Here is a 14,602-nt window from a genome sequence, read left to right on the forward strand (position 1 = left end):
CGGCGACGCCATCCCGGCGCGGGACTGCATCCCTGTCGCCACCCTACACACATCCAGACAGGAGATAACAACAATGAAGAGACATCTACTTACCACCATGCTGCTTGGCAGCGCCCTGCTGTTTCATGGCCAGGGAGAGGCCATGGTCAAGGGGGCTGACGTCAGCTGGCTGACCCAGATGGAGAACACCGGATACAAGTTCTATAACGACGCCGGCCAGCAGCAGGATCTGTTAAAAACCCTGAAAGAGCACGGTATGAACACCATCCGGCTCAGGGTATGGGTCAATCCTGCTGATGGCTGGAACAACATCAGTGACGTCATCGCCAAGGCCAAGCGGGCCAAGGCGGCCGGTTTCGATCTGCTGATTGACTTCCACTACAGCGACAGTTGGGCCGACCCTGGCAAGCAGACCAAGCCGGCGGCCTGGCAGAGCTACACCTTTGATCAGCTGATGTCGAACGTATGGTGGCACACCTACAACTCCCTGGTAGCCCTGAAAAACGCAGGCATCACCCCCAAGTGGGTACAGGTGGGCAACGAGACCAACAATGGCATGCTCTGGGAAGAGGGGCGCGCCTCGGTCAACATGAAGAACTTTGCCTGGCTCATCAACAGCGGTTATGACGCCGTCAAGGCGGTCAACAGTAGCACCAAGGTCATCGTCCACCTGGCCAACTGCGAGAACAACAGCCTCTATCGTTGGATGTTTGATGGCCTAAAGAACAACGGTGCCAAGTGGGATGTCATTGGTGCCTCCATCTACCCAACCCAGAGTGGCAACGGCGACTGGTTCACCCTCAACAACCTCTGCTACGACAACCTCTCCGATATGGTGACCCGCTATGGCAAGGAGGTGATGATTGTCGAGGTGGGCATGCCATGGGATGACCCGAAAAACAGTTACGACACCATTGCTGATCTACTCAATAAGATGACGTGGATCCCCGATAGCAAAGGGCTCGGAGTGCTCTACTGGGAACCACAAAGCTACAAGAACTGGCAGGGTTACAGCCTGGGGCTGATGGACAACAGCGGCAAACCCACCTATGCGCTGGATGCCTTCCTGTTGCAGTAAATATATAACGTTGCACAGAGGCGCAGTAGGTAGTGCGCCTTTTCATTCTGCCACCTGGACATGACTTCGCCCGTCTCTTCGCCCTTTATCACCAACGCATATCATCCCGCCACTTGCCTGCGCGTAATGACTCTGGATGCGGGTGGCAGCTCCACTAAGCAGAGTCGCTCGGGGCCCTCCGGTACCATCACCGAAAACATGACCACCCTCTCCCCGAGGCAAACAGACTCACCGACTGCAGCCTCCGTAGCCGGGACTCGCAACATCGGGCTCCCTAAGACGACGTCAGCACGACAAGGCGAGTCCTCAATGCAAAATAAAAAAGGGAGCCCAAGCGGGCTCCCTGTGGTGTAACGAGTCGGGTTTTACCACCAGGCTTCGGCCTGCACGCCGAAGTTCCAGGTATTATCATCCTCACCGCCGTTGAAGGATTTGCCTTCGCCATCTTTCAGATAGCTGGCAAAAACACGGATCTCCGGGCGGGCAAACATGCTGGGACCAGCTGACCAAGCTTGAGCCAAGGTATATTTTTGACCACTCGATTTCTCTTCAGAGCCGCTTGTCCAGGTCTTGGTGCTCTCATAAGTACCGGCTTCAACCAGCGTCTTCATGATGTCAGTCCACGCATAACCGCCTCGCGCGACAGCGCTGAACAGTTCGGTGTTGTCATGCCATGCTTCAAGTTTCTCACCCTTACCGTAAGTGAATACATGGTTCACACTGAATTTCTCTCCCATGGGAATGTCACCAGTCAGAATCACCCGGTATCCCTTGGCATCATCGGTCAGATGCCAAACATCATACCAACCGCCCCCTTGGGAGATCATGTTCTGGGCCAGCCCTTTGTCAGCATATTGCAGCACCAACTTCTCGTAGATGCGGCTATCGGCAAAATATTGACTCATTTCTGCGGTCAGCATGACACCATTTTTGGGATCATAGAGATTACCGGCCTTCTCCTGCTCATCGGTCGGATTGGGCATGGCATAGCTGACACCCGCTTCAGTCCAGGCCCCTTCCCAGGGAGCCCAGCCGGCATAGCGCAGGTCCAGGAAGTTAACGTTGAGGTCATTGTTAACAATCGAGTTATCGATATCGTTACCATCAGACCGGATCCACGCCAGTGAGAAGGCGCCTGGACCTGCCTTGAGGTTTTCAACACCGGCACCGGCTCCCGAGATATTCCAGTATTTGGTATCGATGATGTGAAGGTCGTGACGCTGATAGAAGCGCTTGCCAGCCCAAACCACGGCATCGGGCGCAGCGGAAATCAGCCCCTTGGCCTTAACATTGAATTGGCGCAGGGCAAATGTTGCATCATCCTTGCACTCCTTTTGATCGAAGTTACACACAGTGGTGGTACTTTCATAGTCATTGGAGCCATCGCTCTGCATGCTGAACATGCTGTCTACATAGAAAGTCTTGCCATCCTTGTTGTAAACCTCCTGACCAATACCAATTTCGGTATAGGTATCGCTTTCGTTACCCAGACGACCGACAAAGTTCTGTCGACCGGTTTGCATATCACCGTCTTGGGACACACCTACGCCAGAGCGGAAATAGCCTGTAAAATCAACAGCATTAGCATTCAATGCAGTCATTGACAGAGCGAGGGCAACGGATGTCGTCAGTAGTTTCACTTTCATAGTTATTCCTTTATTCCACTGTTGCATTGTTATCTTGATGAACCGCTTACCAACCCATAGGGAAAGCGCTTTCACTGTCCGATGGAGATTATAGGAATAACTGTGCCATCATTGACATGACAAAACTCACAAAACTGTAATTATTACATAAACACTGCTATAAAAACGCTTGATAAAGCCACAAGGCAAACTCAAGCAATTGAAATTAAAGGGGTATTTGATAACAAATCATGTGTTATCGATTACACTCGTAATGGTAATATCTACACCTGAGAACCATGACTCGACCAGACTCATCGCAGCAGACATGACCTCCTCGTGCAGGGCATAGGAAGGCACCGTGAGACCTTCCCGACCCCACAGGAGTGAGCGACAAAAGAGAGAGGAAGAAGATGAGGCACTAAAAAGGCAAGGCCCCTGACGGGTAACCTTGCCTGATGGCCGATGAATTCAGGTTGCCAAATCGTCGATCAATCGATACTGCGGACTGAATGACGGCGTACCAGAGTCGGGCTGAACATATGTGTCGTCTGGGGCAAGGGCCCACCTTTTGCCAGAGCAATGGCCAGCTCGGCGGCCTGGGTCGCCATGGCGATGATGGGATAACGCACCGTAGTCAGACGAGGGCGCAAGTAGCGGGATATCAGTACATCATCAAACCCCACCAGAGATAGCTCCTGGGGAACCTCGACCCCGTTGTCGCTAAGCACGGACAAAGCTCCTGCCGCCATCGAATCGTTATAACAGACGACCGCCGTCATCTGTTGCCCCCGGCTCAACAACTCAGTCATCGCGGCTTCACCTCCCAGCTCATCCGGACTGCCACGGGAGATCAGGCGCTCATCGACCGGGATATTGTGCTCTTGCAGCGCATCCAGATACCCCTGCATGCGATCCTGAGAGTCAGAGATCAGATGATTTGAACACAGAAACCCTATCTTCTTGTGCCCTTCCTGGATCAGGTGACGAGTTGCAAGCCAGGAACCATAGCGATCGTCCAGCGCCACACAACGGGACTCGAACCCTGGAACGATACGGTTGATTAGCACCATGCCGGGAACATAGCTCATCATCTGGATCAGCTCTTCATCTGGCAGCATTTTGGCATGAACCACCAAGCCAGAGCAGCGATGCCCTATCAACTGCTCTATTACGTGCTTCTCTTTGGCTGCGTCGTGGTAGCCATTTCCGATGAGCAGAAAATTCCCCGTAGCCTGCGCCACCTGCTCAACTGCTTTAACCATGGTGCCAAAGAAGGGGTCAGACACATCGGCAACAATCAACCCCAGCGTTTCGTTGTTCTGATGGGCCAAGGCTCTCGCATTCGCGTTGGGGTGGTAGTTGAGTTCATGCATCGCCTTGAAGACGGCATCGCGTGACGCCTGACTTGCCTTTGGCGAATTATTGATGACACGTGAGACTGTGGCGACGGATACGCCTGACAGGAGTGCTACATCTTTGATGGTTGCCATGAATTAGCTTTTCCGGTGAACGGTATAAATAAAAACCAGTGCTTTATAGGGTCAAGATACTACCGACATTTCCAATACCTGACACGGCTTTCATGTCAAAAGCGGGAGCATTCTATCAATACGAGCGTCTCGCTGTGTAATCCATTTACATACACCCTTATCCATTCTCATGCTCATCGCGGTGAAAAATGTGACAAAAATCACATCAAATGGAGATGCATCTTCCAGGACCTTGTTCACAAGCGCAGAATAAGGGAAAGCGATTACACCAAATAAAACCCAATGAAAACGAGCACCAAGGAGCGATTAATGTTGAAGATACTCGTGACAGGTGGAACTGGTTACATAGGTAGTCATACCTGCTTGCAGCTTATCGCTGCCGGGATGACCCCCATCTTGTTGGACAATCTGGTTAACAGCAAAGAGAGCGTCCTCGAACGTATCCACAGCCTCAGCGGACTGCGCCCCCAGCACTATCACGGTGATGTGCGGGATGCCGACCTGCTGGATCGTGTGTTTGCAGACCAGCAGATAGATGCCGTGATCCATTTCGCAGGCCTCAAGGCCGTAGGGGAATCGGTACAAAAGCCTCTCGAGTACTATGACAACAATGTCAGCGGCACCCTGGTGTTGCTGCAGGCAATGCGACGCGCCGGGGTCAAGACCCTGCTGTTCAGCTCATCTGCCACCGTCTATGGCGAGCCGGAGATCATGCCCATCACCGAGGAGTCGCCCACCTTTCACGCCACCAACCCTTATGGTCAAAGCAAGCTGATGGTGGAGCGCCTCATCAAGGACTTTGCACACTCAGCCCCCGACTGGTCATTGACCCTGTTGCGCTATTTCAATCCGGTGGGCGCCCATCCCAGCGGCCTGATGGGCGAGGATCCCCAGGGCATTCCCAATAACCTGATGCCCTATATTGCCCAGGTGGCAGTGGGCCGCCGTGCCAAACTCGCCATCTTTGGTGATGACTACCCGACACCAGATGGTACCGGTGTGCGGGATTACATTCATGTCATGGATCTAGCCGATGGCCACGTCGCAGCCTTGAAACATGCGCTTGGGCAAGCTGGCGTCCATGTGTACAACCTGGGCACTGGGCATGGCTACAGTGTCCTGGACATTCATGCCGCCTTCTCCAAGGCCTGTGGCCGCGAACTGCCTTATGAGATCGTGCCGCGCCGCGCTGGGGACATAGCACAGTGTTGGGCAGATCCAACACGAGCCTATAACGAGCTGGGGTGGAAGGCTTATCGCACGCTTGATGAGATGACGGCTGATACCTGGCGCTGGCAATCCCAAAATCCAAACGGTTACCCCCTTCCATGAATGTACAGAACGAGACAGGCCTTCCTATGCAATTTGAACCAACCGATCACCCCCACCGTCGTTACAACCCATTGATCCAGCAGTGGGTTCTAGTTTCTCCCCACAGGGCGAAGCGCCCTTGGCAGGGGCAGCAGGATGAACCTGATCGCACCCAGCGATCCATTCACGATCCGGATTGCTTCCTCTGCGCCGGCAACACTCGCGTCACTGGTGACAAAAATCCGGATTATCCGTCGACCTTCGTTTTTACCAACGACTTTGCGGCACTGATGGTTGATACACCTATGGCCCCAACCAGCGAGGACCCCCTCTTCCAGCTAGAGAGTGCACGCGGCACCAGCAGGGTAATCTGCTTCTCACCGGATCACAGCAAGACCTTGCCCGAGTTGTCTATCCCCTCCCTCACTGCCGTGGTCAACACCTGGTGTGAACAAACTGCAGAGCTGGGGCGCGAATACCGCTGGATCCAAGTATTCGAAAACAAGGGCACCATGATGGGGTGCTCCAATCCCCATCCCCATGGGCAGATATGGGCCAACGACTTCTTGCCCAACGAAGCCGCGCGGGAAGATGTCGCCCAACGGGAGTATTTTGCCAAACATGGTCGAGCCATGTTGCTCGATTATGCGGAACGCGAGCAGGCTGACGGCAGCCGCACCGTAGTGGAAACGGAACACTGGCTGGCAGTAGTGCCTTATTGGGCTGCCTGGCCCTTCGAAACCCTGTTGCTTCCAAAGTTTGCGGTAACACGTCTACCGACACTGACACCGCAACAGCGTGCAGACCTCGCACTGGCGCTCAAAAAACTAACCAGCCGCTATGACAACCTGTTTCAGTGCTCCTTCCCCTATTCGATGGGATGGCATGGTGCGCCATTCAATGGCGAAGAGAATGATCACTGGCAGTTGCATGCCCACTTCTACCCGCCCCTGCTGCGCTCTGCGAGCGTACGCAAGTTTATGGTGGGCTATGAAATGCTGGCAGAAACACAACGTGACCTGACGGCAGAACAGGCGGCCGAACGCCTGCGTTCCGTCAGCGATATCCATTTTCGTGAACAGGTTTGAGGTTGAGATATGAGTATTGAATCGCCACACAGCGTGACTGAACATACCTTTTACACTCAGTATGGTTATCGCCCGACCCTCGCCATTCAGGCACCTGGGCGTGTTAACCTCATTGGGGAACACACGGACTATAACGATGGCTTCGTGCTACCCTGCGCCATCGATTATCAGACCGTGATCAGTGCTGCCCCCCGCCAAGATAGTCTGATCAGGGTTATCGCTGCCGACTATCACAACCAACTGGATGAATTTGACTTACGCCACCCCATAGAGGCGCGCCCGGAATACCTGTGGGCCAACTATGTGCGAGGCGTCGTCAAATATTTGCTATTGCGAGGCTGTCAACTGACAGGGGCAGACCTGGTAATCAGTGGCAATGTACCTCAGGGAGCAGGCCTGAGCTCTTCCGCCTCTCTGGAAGTGGCAGTAGGACAGATCTTCAAAGAGATGAATCACCTCGACATCAGCCAAGCAGATATCGCCCTGAATGGACAACTGGCGGAAAACAGGTTCGTCGGTTGCAACTGCGGCATCATGGATCAGTTCATCTCGGCTCTGGGTCAGCAAGATCATGCTCTGCTGATCGATTGCCGCAGTCTGGATACCTGTCCTGTGAGCATGCCAGCCGACATTGATGTGGTCATCATCAACTCGAACGTACGTCGGGGCCTGGTGGATAGCGAATACAATACCCGCAGGGCACAGTGTGAAGAGGCCGCACGGCATTTTGGGGTCAAGGCACTGCGCGATCTGACGATGACCCAGTTCACCGAGCGAGCCAACGAACTGGATCCTGTCGTCGCGAGCCGTGCACGCCACGTCATCTCCGAGAATGAACGAACGCTGGCAGCAGCCGATGCGCTTGCGAATGAAGACATGGTCATGATGGCCGAATTAATGGCGCTGTCCCATGCCTCGATGCGTGATGATTTTGCCATCACAGTGCCTGCTATCGACGCCTTGGTCGACATGATCAAAGAGATCATCGGCAGTCGTGGTGGTGTGAGGATGACTGGTGGCGGGTTTGGTGGCTGTGTGGTTGCATTGGTTCCACAGTCACTGACAGCAGCAGTGTGCGAACAGGTTAATATTCGTTATCCCCAAGTGAGCGGTCTGGCCCCGAGCATCTATATCTGTAAGCCCTCCGCCGGAGCCGGCCCACTCTGATATGTTCGCTGACACCTCAATATTGTAGTGGTCACGTATTTCCAGACTGGTCATGGTATAGCCGCCCTGCTAGACGGTGAACGCTCGACTTAGTTGAGTTAAACAACGCTCTCTGTGAGCAGCTGTGGTTAACATGTAGATAATACAATTGAACCAAACTTCAGACATGTGTTATCGCAATGAGCCTAACTCAGGGACTGCTTCGGCAGTCCCCTTTTTCTTTGCTGTAAATGTTCGTTTCATTCAACAATCCTCCGCAACTGCATGTTTTCACATGGTCGCCGCACACCCGATTGAATCCCACCTCTTTTAAGATGTTGCGCTCTCCTCGGTTAATTGACGCAGATCGGTTTTCAAGCAGTGTATCTCGGCTTGCAAGGCAGACTCATCGTGTTGCTGCTCTGCAGGCTTGCCGTACTGCTTGAGCTAGGCATACAGAATGTGGCTGGATACCCCAAGGGCTCGTGCAACGTCAGCCACAGGCATCTCACGCTCAGTAACTTGTTTAACAGCTTCGATTTTGAAAGTTTCTGGATAACGCTGACGGACCATGGCACCTCCAATGCTGGCCTCATTTTAAGGCAGTTAGGTCTCTAGGGAACTAGGGGCAATTCACACCGACCAAACCCCTTTATATGGCAGCGGATGAGCCTCGTTCTCAGCCAGCCAAGTCAATAGCGGTCCCATCAGACGAGGGACCTGGTTCGCAGGGGGAGCCATATGCACTAACTGCTCGCCTCGATAGATACCTACGCCACCGCTACGCCAGTGACCCGCATCATCGCAGAGTCCACGCATCAGGAGTCCGTGAGCACCAAGTAAATCTTCCGCTAAAGCAGGATCCCAATCAGGCATTGCTTCATAGGCCGCAAACGCATTACGGACCTCTTGGATTTCCCGTGGAAGCCCAAGCACCGTCTTCCCCTCAATCACTGCCGTCACCTGCTCGACACTCAGGGTATTGTGCTCTATAGCCAAGGAGGCTTGGATAGTGCGGATCCGGTTCTCTCGACGCAGCATCGGCACCTGAGAACTCTGAGCAAACCGCCACTGCCCCACCAACTCGGCGATCTCCGCCACTCGACTCAACATGGCATGGGTCAGGGTGAAGGGAGGGGAATAGGCTGCCATGGGTTACTCCAACTGATGCGATAACAAATGAGGGTTAGCTTAACAGATCCGGGAGCAGAAACTCCCGGATCAGATGCCATCTAAAACTGCAGTAAAAGTCTTTTTATCAACACCAATAAGCCTTCAAAGGTTACTCCCCCCGAAACACTGATATCCCTCTCCACGGCGCTTCGATTCCTTTTTGGCAAGGTAGGCCGCATGGAGCAGCACTTTTTTTATAGCCACAGGATCATCTGAAAAAACTTCGTGCTGTCCCTCCTCTGAAAGTTCAACTAACCCTCGCCTCCTGCAAAAATCAATTGATACATCCGCCTCAAAGACAGCTCGATGCCAAGCCACTCTAAGCTTGTTTGCCAGATTCATATTCTCAGACTTAAATCTCCCCAGAGAGCAATAGGCATCCCCATTTAAGAAAAACATCAAGTGATAGTGAGGAACGACAGCCTCTGCTGTTTGCTCCCTCGCCCAAACATATCTGATTGCTGTTTTGCGAACCCTTTTTCCATTTGTAGCTTGGGACAGCTGATCCAGAACAAACAGTTTTTCAAGCTCCGCAAAGAATGCTTTCAGCACAGCGCCATGATAACGTGAACTACCTTCTGATAGCATCCTGGTAAACAAATTATCAGGGAAGCGAAGGTCAACTCTAAAAGCAAATACCCTAGAGTATTGCGCAAAAGCATGATGCATCACAGCAACAATTTTACTGAGGTTATCCTTATCGAAAGTATATCCATTTTTCTGATAGTGGCGTTCAGCCGCCACTCGATACTCATTAAGAGTGTTAAACATATTAAACTCCATAGATAGAAGGAGGGCCACATTCTGAGAATGTATGCCGACGTTAGAATTAAGGTAGCAGTTTGCAAGTGTGCACTAGCACACTTTCATTGAAGGTTTGAAACGGTGCTATCAACTTAGCGATATAATGGATTATGGATTTCGGTATGTTGATGGTTACGACATCCACATGTTTGTACTGTCGATCTGCATACTGTGTATGCAGTTTTATTCGGTATTTATTTTCACTCCTTATTTATATATTACTATTGCCGACACCAAAGCATTGAATATCAAACCAACCAAATAACTCTGGTCCCTGATAGGACAAGACTTCTAGCCTGAGCAACGAGCTAATTTATTTCAATTACTCGCCAGAAATTACCCTAACGAAGATTTCTTTTCTCTTCAATCCATGACTCTATTTCAGAGCTAACCCAAGCAACAGATCTTGGACCTATCTTCACTGATGCTGGAAATTTCCCGTCATTCATCTGACGGTAAACTGATGCCTTAGAGAGTGATGTCATTGCGATGACATCTTTCAACTTAAGTAGTTTCATGATGAGCTCCTTTGTCGTCCATAGGACGTGGTGCTCGTGTAAAAATATAGCGGAACAGAAAACGTAAACCCCATATCTCTTGATCAAATTCCGTTACCAAAGAGAGAATTTAAAAAGCACAGGTCTACGTCTCATTAGCAAATCTGAGGCACCAACTTGAGGAGCTAAGCTAAATAACTGCTCCTAATAGTGCTACACCTCACTGTTTCATAGCTATTACCAGGGAGAGACGATGCGGTATACATGAAGAGTTTCACTCGAACCAGCAGGCTAGCCATTCCTCTGCATTGGTGATTGCGTGTGATGGTTTCATGTAACTTGTGCTATGTATTCAACGTTAACGCTCCAGATATCATTCCCCAACATTCCCCAACATTCCCCAGCTGAAGGCATCTCTTTATGATCCTCGCAGAGGATCAAGAGCCCAATTATTGGTACAGACATTCGATTACCTAGCGGCTGTATTTTAGCAAGTCCAGTGCGCCTATCATTAACGTCCGGCTCAAATCGTGGGTAACCCTCTACCAGACCACTGCGATGACCAATAGAGTGCCCATCAACTTGTCCGTTGATAGAGATTCCTGCCATACCCCCCCACACAGTGGGCCTTCACTACCTTCAACGAAGCCAGAGAACGTAGGCTCATAGTGGACAAAAGTACATTAACACTGCCCTGTAAAATGGAAAACAAAGCGACACAAAGACATTGCAAACCACTCTAAAATAAGTTAGAAAACAACAATAAAACAACTAAAAACAACAATAAAATCACTTAGTAATGAATTCTATTCGGAACTGATATTGTTATGGCAAAAATATATGATGGTACTGGTTTAGAAATACCGAACACTATCTCTTTATCCAAAAGAGAAAGGGAGTTCGCCCTCAGATTATTAAATAAAGACACATCCTTATCAGTAAGTGATGAGGAGATAATTAGCCACCTATCCAATAACAGCAGCATCCTTATAAAAAGAAATAATTGTGGACTTGGCTCTCCGCTTATAAGTTTTGAGGGGAAAGTTACCCCACGAGAATTAATAATAAGCAGCATTAAATCTGAATGTATAAACGAAACAAATTTCAGCTGGATAGATACAAAAAATGATCGTTTGTGCAATTATGTATGGTCATACATACGCTCTTTAACTACATTCTCTTTTATGTCACCTTCGACTATGGATGTAGGCGTCAGAATAGATGGTGCATTTGAAGTGACTCGCAGTATTCATCCATATAACATCTGGAATATTGACCCTTGCCCAATTAATAACATCAGCAAAAAAAACTGCATAATCTCGTTTTTTGATATACTCAATACGACTAGCGAACAAAAAATAAAAGATATTACTTATTTAAAAACTAAATGGCAAATTGCAAGTCAAAAAGTTGATGTAAAGTTATGGATGGATAAATGTGATGATAAATGGGCATGGAGTTATTTGTTTGAAAATATAAAAACAGGAAGTAATAGACCTCCGATATGGTTCATCAACAGGGATAATTCGTCGACAATCAAAGATTGTATTATTACACTATTTGACCTACTAAATGAAATACCACCAGCCAGAGAACTGATTCTTAGGAAAATGAAATCGGCTTGGTCACAAAAATCTTTTCGAGACAAAAACAATGGGAAAAGAGCGGTTAGTGTTGTCTTGCCAGAAAAGATAATTAGCATGCTAGACGATATTTGCATAAAAACTGACAGAAGAAAAAATGAAGTAATAATTAGACTGATACAAGAAGAATATGAACAAATAAAAAAAGGCGGACACTAGTCCGCCTTTTTAAAATCTATAGACACTAAACTTTACAGCGACCATGAACTCGATATGCATCCTTTTAAGATAAAATGATGAGTTCAATTTACCTTCCACTCTCCAACCTGATAGCTCAGAACAAGGTAGTTATTGAAAACATGATCAAGTAGCAACAGACTGTCATTCAGGTGTACTCAGATCTCTGTCTCATCAGAGGGTTACTCTTAGGGAAAAATCATGTAGATTGAACACATCTAACTCACCTAAATACTTTAACAATAAAAATTCAAACGCCTTAATAAACTCATCACTAAGGATAAGGTTCAAAAATATCAATATGGCATGTAGCAAACGCTTAACTCGCTACTATTAATTACGACCTCGAAAATCAAATGAAATAACGTTAACTGGATTGTATTGCGCTGGTTTTATTAAAGTGCAGACAAAGTCCCCCCACTGCTCAAACAATCTAGTTACCTGTTCAGCCCTTTTACCTGCTTGGTAGGTGGCAACAAGACGATCACGTTTACTATGATTAAGTGCCAGTTCAATAACACTTTCGTTTGCATCTAAATATTCAGCACAACAACTGGCAAAAGTACGGCGTAAATCGTGAACGGTAAATGCCTCACTTTGTGGCATAGTGAGTGCTCTCACTTTATTAAGCACCCAGCGTAAGGCATTTCCATCAATATGGCCCTGTCCCGCATCATGTTCACGAATGGCTTCGAAGACCCAAGAACTACCTCTGCTGATAGCTCTCTGAGAGGCGATCACATCAAAAGCCAATGGATGAAGAGTTATTGTATGCTCTTTGCCATTCTTAGCATTACTGGCTGGAATGACCCACTTATTGCCAATAATCTGATCCCACGTCATGGATGTCGCCTCCCCACGTCGTGCCCCTGTCAACAAGATCAAGCGCAAGCAGTTAACCTGCGCCGGATGATAGCCTCCCTCATTTAACCCAAGCCAAAAGGCTGCAATCTCTTCACGACAAAGCCAGCGTTGACGAGGAGGTGGTGCCTCAGCCCCAATTGTTGATGGCTTAATGGTTCGAGCTGGATTTAGTTCGAGCAATTCAAGGTTTACAGCATGATCTAGCATCTGAGCACAGATAGTCAGTGCCTTTCGTGCAGCCTGTATACTGCGCCCTCGTACCTTAGATAAGTGAGCAAACAACACTGCTCGCGTCACATCCTTCAGTAACAGACTACCAATGGCTTTGCTTATATATAGTCGGTGAGTATGACGGTAGGCTTCAACGGTAGATGCTCGGGCAGGCTTGGCAACTTGCTTCCACTCCAACCACTCTTCAAAAAACGCATCAAATGTCGGCATAGCAGACCGCTTCACTTTGGATGCTTTGGCAACAGCAGCAGGATCTTCTCCTGCCTTAACCAAAGCGACAGCCTTACCGTGCTCAACCCGCGCAGTCGCCAAGCTCATGGCTGGGTAAGAGCCCAATGTGAGTTTTCGGGCCTTATTATTGATACGATAACGGTAAAGCCATGTTTTAGAGCGCCCACCACTGCGAACCTCGATACACAACCCACCACCAGCACCACTAGCAACAGCAACCACCTGCCGTTGGCCATCCTCCGCCTTCAAATTGGCGATTTCCCGATCTGTCTTAAGCGCCACCCTAGCCCCCTTTGTTCAAGCTGTGTACACAATAGCATTTTGAGTACACAACTGCGTACACAAAATACCTGGCTACCAGTGATTCCACCTGAAACGTAGTGAGACAAAAAAACCTTTAATCCTTTGATAACAAAGATCTTAAATTTAAAAATGAGACTTCACGACACCCATGGAGACTCACTAAAGACCAACTTCCTGTTCAACGTCTAATCCCATGACAGGCCAGCATTTGCTGGCCTGTTTTTTATCTGCCATTGCCCGGGCAATAATGGCAATGTCTTAAAAAAAAGCAGATTGTTGGGCTTTTGCGCAACAGAGACCAATAACTGGTCAAACGCACTCAAATTGCGTTTTTCTGGCAAAAAAAGGGTTGACGCCCCAGAGCCAGATACGCATAATTCGGCCCGCACGGTGACGAGGTAACGACTCACCGGAAGCAAGGTTGGCTATGTAGCTCAGTTGGTTAGAGCATCGCACTCATAATGCGGGGGTCACAGGTTCGAATCCCGTCATAGCCACCATCTCTAGTTGGGGTATCGCCAAGCGGTAAGGCAGCGGGTTTTGATCTCGCCATCCCTAGGTTCGAATCCTAGTACCCCAGCCATTTTTAAAAGTTCTTTGCCAGTCTGCGACTGTTGAGGAACGCTGTTGGGGTATCGCCAAGCGGTAAGGCAGCGGGTTTTGATCTCGCCATCCCTAGGTTCGAATCCTAGTACCCCAGCCATTTTTGAAAGGTGTTTGATAGTTTCTGTCAGGCATCACTGTTGGGGTATCGCCAAGCGGTAAGGCAGCGGGTTTTGATCTCGCCATCCCTAGGTTCGAATCCTAGTACCCCAGCCATTTTTCTGTTCTCTTCCACATCTGTGGTCGATAACAAACGGCTATGTAGCTCAGTTGGTTAGAGCATCGCACTCATAATGCGGGGGTCACAGGTTCGAATCCCGTCATAGCCACCATTA

At 49.4% G+C, this 14,602-nt stretch carries 11 protein-coding genes, 5 tRNA genes and 1 pseudogene; 10 read left to right on the plus strand and 7 right to left on the minus strand.

Annotated elements, in window-relative coordinates; genetic code table 11:
* Positions 1–73 precede the first annotated feature (73 nt).
* The gene (locus AB5Y86_RS10565) at positions 74–1,078 is read left to right on the plus strand and encodes a glycosyl hydrolase 53 family protein (protein ID WP_068982257.1); all 1,005 of its coding nucleotides are present in this window, start codon (positions 74–76) and stop codon (positions 1,076–1,078) included.
* Between the two features lie 365 nt (positions 1,079–1,443).
* Here AB5Y86_RS10565 and AB5Y86_RS10570 read toward each other — a convergent pair whose 3' ends face one another.
* Positions 1,444–2,730 carry a maltoporin gene (locus AB5Y86_RS10570; RefSeq protein WP_081326103.1) on the minus strand — a complete coding sequence of 429 codons (1,287 nt, stop codon included), beginning with the start codon at positions 2,728–2,730 and terminating at the stop codon, positions 1,444–1,446.
* A 464-nt stretch (positions 2,731–3,194) separates the two neighbouring features.
* The gene (gene galR / locus AB5Y86_RS10575) at positions 3,195–4,196 is read right to left on the minus strand and encodes an HTH-type transcriptional regulator GalR (RefSeq protein WP_100654392.1); all 1,002 of its coding nucleotides are present in this window, start codon (positions 4,194–4,196) and stop codon (positions 3,195–3,197) included.
* Between the two features lie 312 nt (positions 4,197–4,508).
* Here galR and galE point away from each other — a divergent pair, with 312 nt between their 5' ends.
* The 3 genes from galE to galK are packed head-to-tail and all read left to right on the plus strand — an operon-like array spanning position 4,509 to position 7,762.
* Positions 4,509–5,528 carry a UDP-glucose 4-epimerase GalE gene (gene galE / locus AB5Y86_RS10580; protein WP_041215920.1) on the plus strand — a complete coding sequence of 340 codons (1,020 nt, stop codon included), beginning with the start codon at positions 4,509–4,511 and terminating at the stop codon, positions 5,526–5,528.
* Between the two features lie 26 nt (positions 5,529–5,554).
* Positions 5,555–6,595, plus strand: coding sequence for a galactose-1-phosphate uridylyltransferase (gene galT / locus AB5Y86_RS10585; RefSeq protein ID WP_068982253.1), 1,041 nt, complete (start codon positions 5,555–5,557; stop codon positions 6,593–6,595).
* A 9-nt stretch (positions 6,596–6,604) separates the two neighbouring features.
* Positions 6,605–7,762 (plus strand): galactokinase, encoded by a 1,158-nt coding sequence (gene galK / locus AB5Y86_RS10590; RefSeq protein WP_068982252.1) that lies wholly within the window; start codon positions 6,605–6,607, stop codon positions 7,760–7,762.
* Between the two features lie 324 nt (positions 7,763–8,086).
* Here galK and AB5Y86_RS10595 read toward each other — a convergent pair.
* The 4 genes and pseudogenes from AB5Y86_RS10595 to AB5Y86_RS10610 all read right to left on the minus strand — a co-directional run.
* Positions 8,087–8,314, minus strand: a pseudogene (locus AB5Y86_RS10595) (transposase); the annotation flags it as partial.
* Between the two features lie 60 nt (positions 8,315–8,374).
* Positions 8,375–8,893 (minus strand): Fic family protein, encoded by a 519-nt coding sequence (locus AB5Y86_RS10600; protein WP_224969626.1) that lies wholly within the window; start codon positions 8,891–8,893, stop codon positions 8,375–8,377.
* A gap of 123 nt (positions 8,894–9,016) precedes the next feature.
* The gene (locus AB5Y86_RS10605; protein WP_162516195.1) at positions 9,017–9,685 is read right to left on the minus strand and encodes an inovirus-type Gp2 protein; all 669 of its coding nucleotides are present in this window, start codon (positions 9,683–9,685) and stop codon (positions 9,017–9,019) included.
* A gap of 374 nt (positions 9,686–10,059) precedes the next feature.
* Positions 10,060–10,236, minus strand: a complete 177-nt coding sequence (locus tag AB5Y86_RS10610) for an AlpA family transcriptional regulator (protein ID WP_068982116.1) — start codon at positions 10,234–10,236, stop codon at positions 10,060–10,062.
* Positions 10,237–11,042: 806 nt separating this feature from the next.
* Here AB5Y86_RS10610 and AB5Y86_RS10615 point away from each other — a divergent pair.
* A complete protein-coding gene (locus AB5Y86_RS10615; protein ID WP_139118884.1) occupies positions 11,043–12,017 on the plus strand; it encodes a hypothetical protein in 975 nt (324 codons plus the stop codon).
* Between the two features lie 351 nt (positions 12,018–12,368).
* Here the strand turns inward: AB5Y86_RS10615 and AB5Y86_RS10620 are convergent, their stop codons facing one another.
* On the minus strand, positions 12,369–13,643 hold the full coding sequence (locus tag AB5Y86_RS10620; RefSeq protein ID WP_068982117.1) for a site-specific integrase: 1,275 nt from the start codon (positions 13,641–13,643) through the stop codon (positions 12,369–12,371).
* Between the two features lie 444 nt (positions 13,644–14,087).
* Between AB5Y86_RS10620 and AB5Y86_RS10625 the strand changes: the two genes are divergently transcribed.
* The 5 genes from AB5Y86_RS10625 to AB5Y86_RS10645 all read left to right on the plus strand — a co-directional run bounded on the left by AB5Y86_RS10625 (position 14,088) and on the right by AB5Y86_RS10645 (position 14,599).
* Positions 14,088–14,164, plus strand: a tRNA-Met gene (locus AB5Y86_RS10625).
* Between the two features lie 8 nt (positions 14,165–14,172).
* Positions 14,173–14,247: transfer RNA gene (locus tag AB5Y86_RS10630), tRNA-Gln, on the plus strand.
* A 45-nt stretch (positions 14,248–14,292) separates the two neighbouring features.
* Positions 14,293–14,367: transfer RNA gene (locus AB5Y86_RS10635), tRNA-Gln, on the plus strand.
* 41 nt (positions 14,368–14,408) lie between these two features.
* Positions 14,409–14,483, plus strand: a tRNA-Gln gene (locus tag AB5Y86_RS10640).
* Positions 14,484–14,522: 39 nt separating this feature from the next.
* A tRNA-Met gene (locus tag AB5Y86_RS10645) sits at positions 14,523–14,599 on the plus strand.
* Positions 14,600–14,602: the final 3 nt, after the last annotated feature.

This window comes from Aeromonas sp. s8, from assembly GCF_040907785.1.
In the GTDB taxonomy this organism is placed as follows: Bacteria; Pseudomonadota; Gammaproteobacteria; order Enterobacterales; family Aeromonadaceae; genus Aeromonas; species Aeromonas veronii.

What these genes read in the sequence shown, in the direction of transcription:
- AB5Y86_RS10565 (WP_068982257.1), top strand. Translation starts at nt 74, where the DNA reads ATGAAGAGACATCTACTTACCACCATGCTGCTTGGCAGCGCCCTGCTG.
- galR (WP_100654392.1), bottom strand. Translation starts at nt 4,196, where the DNA reads ATGGCAACCATCAAAGATGTAGCACTCCTGTCAGGCGTATCCGTCGCC.
- galT (WP_068982253.1), top strand. Translation starts at nt 5,555, where the DNA reads ATGCAATTTGAACCAACCGATCACCCCCACCGTCGTTACAACCCATTG.
- galK (WP_068982252.1), top strand. Translation starts at nt 6,605, where the DNA reads ATGAGTATTGAATCGCCACACAGCGTGACTGAACATACCTTTTACACT.
- AB5Y86_RS10600 (WP_224969626.1), bottom strand. Translation starts at nt 8,893, where the DNA reads ATGGCAGCCTATTCCCCTCCCTTCACCCTGACCCATGCCATGTTGAGT.
- AB5Y86_RS10605 (WP_162516195.1), bottom strand. Translation starts at nt 9,685, where the DNA reads ATGTTTAACACTCTTAATGAGTATCGAGTGGCGGCTGAACGCCACTAT.
- AB5Y86_RS10610 (WP_068982116.1), bottom strand. Translation starts at nt 10,236, where the DNA reads ATGAAACTACTTAAGTTGAAAGATGTCATCGCAATGACATCACTCTCT.
- AB5Y86_RS10615 (WP_139118884.1), top strand. Translation starts at nt 11,043, where the DNA reads ATGGCAAAAATATATGATGGTACTGGTTTAGAAATACCGAACACTATC.